Origin of the sequence: Acinetobacter sp. YH16044, from assembly GCF_013417145.1 — a bacterium.
In the GTDB taxonomy this organism is placed as follows: Bacteria; Pseudomonadota; Gammaproteobacteria; order Pseudomonadales; family Moraxellaceae; genus Acinetobacter; species Acinetobacter amyesii.
The window spans coordinates 1-2044 of the sequence record NZ_VPEK01000108.1 but is presented as its reverse complement, the minus strand read 5'-3'; the positions used below and the strand labels follow the sequence as shown (position 1 = coordinate 2044).

General features: G+C 41.2%; 2 protein-coding genes. One reads left to right on the top strand and one right to left on the bottom strand.

Going from position 1 to position 2044, the window contains the following annotated elements:
* Positions 1 to 136 precede the first annotated feature (136 nt).
* On the bottom strand, positions 137 to 838 hold the full coding sequence (locus tag FTV38_RS17220) for an IS1 family transposase (RefSeq protein WP_004282341.1): 702 nt from the start codon (positions 836 to 838) through the stop codon (positions 137 to 139).
* A gap of 228 nt (positions 839 to 1066) precedes the next feature.
* On the opposite strand from FTV38_RS17220, the gene FTV38_RS17215 reads away from it, so the two are divergent.
* Positions 1067 to 2044, top strand: a 978-nt coding sequence (locus FTV38_RS17215; RefSeq protein ID WP_180023017.1) for an ABC-F family ATP-binding cassette domain-containing protein, incomplete at its 3' end; no start/stop codon positions are given.

Below are 2044 nucleotides of genomic sequence, written 5' to 3'. Positions count from 1 at the left end.
GATTTTATGTTAAATTTTTTATATCAAAATTTCAAAGTGTACTGATGAGTACACTTTGAATGGGTTCTAACACCCGAATTTCGTATATGAGATTTTATGTTAAATTTTTGGTGGTGTTTCAAAAAGTATGCTGGCATTAAACGAATCCATTATTGATATAAAAGAACACTAAATCAAAGGCTTTGAAATGATTTTCAAGCTTTTTGGAGAAGTTGCAGCTTCTCCTAAAGCCTCGCCTGATTCGATGCCGTAATCGACAATTATTGCCTTCTATACCCACAGTGAAAAATTTACCAATCAACTGTTTGCATTCTTTAAAGGTCGTAACAAAGCTATCCCAATGGTCACTTGATATACATGTATAGCTTACACCTAACTGCTTCAATTTTAATTTAAGTCGTTTTGCAGTGGCTAAATCTCGGTTACCCCATACATAAGCAACAATTTCACCTGTTTCTCGATGATAGGCATAAATTAGCCATTGTTTATTTTGCTTATGACCAACAAAAGTCCAAAACTCATCTACTTCAAGGGTTTCATAATGACTTTGCTGTGCTCGAAGTTGATATTTTGATTGGCTAAGTGTCCGTAGAACTTTACCGATACTTACTCTTTCAATTTCTGCTATATCCCTGACACCACTGCCTCGCACCATGAGGTGTAATATTTTGGTTTTGATACCTGAGTGACAGCCTTGATAACTGAGAGCATGATCACCAATAAATTGACGTCTGCATATTTTACATTGGTAATTTTGCTTACCATCTACTTTTGTGCCATTTTTCTTTATACTGTCACTTAGGCAGGCTGGACACTTGATTTCTAGAGTTATTCGCATTTCTCTATTTTATCAAAATCCAACCTGCTTTTTTTCAGCATACTTTTTGAAACACCACCACAACTGTTAATGCTGAAAATAGAGCTTATACTCAACTTATTCGTCCATAATATATAAATTCACAATATTTAAAAGCTGGCTCATTTCAGTAAAAGTCGCAAGATTTTTCATTTTCACAAGGCTTTCCTTTAGAATAGGCGCATCTTATTTCTTAGCTTTGATTTCTCAATGATTCAGTTAGACCAGTTATCTATACGTCGCGGTGGACGTGTTTTATTTCAAAAAGCGTCGATGCAGTTACACCCAGGATGGAAAATTGGCCTAACCGGTGTCAATGGTGCCGGGAAATCGACCCTGTTTTCAGCTTTGCTTGGTGGCATGGAGTCAGACACCGGTTCGTTGACCCGTCCTGCGGTATGGACCGTGGCGCATATGGCGCAGGAAATCAAAGCGCTGAATATGAAAGCCATTGATTTCGTCTTGTCCGGCGATGAAGAATACTGGGATATTCAACAGAAACTGGAGCAGCCAGATCAGCTGGATGATGCAGAACTGGCCCATTTATATGGCCGTTTTGATGAAATTTCAGGTTATTCTGCGCCGGCCAAAGCTTCGCAACTGATGGCCGGTCTGGGCTTTTTTGAACATCAATCCCAACTGGATGTTTCAAGTTTTTCTGGTGGCTGGCGCATGCGCCTGAATCTGGCGCGTACCCTGATGAGCCGTTCCGATTTACTCCTTCTTGATGAACCGACCAACCATTTAGACCTGGATGCCATTCTCTGGCTCGAAGACTGGCTGAAAGCCTATGAAGGTACGCTGGTGCTGATTTCGCATGACCGGGATTTCCTCGATGCGATTACCGATCATATTTTACATATTGAAAATCAGGAACTGATTTTATATACCGGTAACTACTCGACCTTCGAGCGCACCCGCAGTGAACGTCTGGCGCAGCAGCAACAGGCTTATGAAAAGCAGCTGGAAACCCGCGCACATCTGCAAAAATATATTGACCGTTTTAAAGCGAAAGCCACCAAAGCCAAGCAGGCACAGAGCCGGATCAAACAGCTGGAGCGTATGCAGGAACTGTCTGCTGCCCATGTTGATACACCATTTACCTTCAGTTTCCGTGAACCGACCAAAATGAGTTCGCCTTTATTGCAACTGGAACATGCCGATATTGGTTATGGTGACAAGCTGATT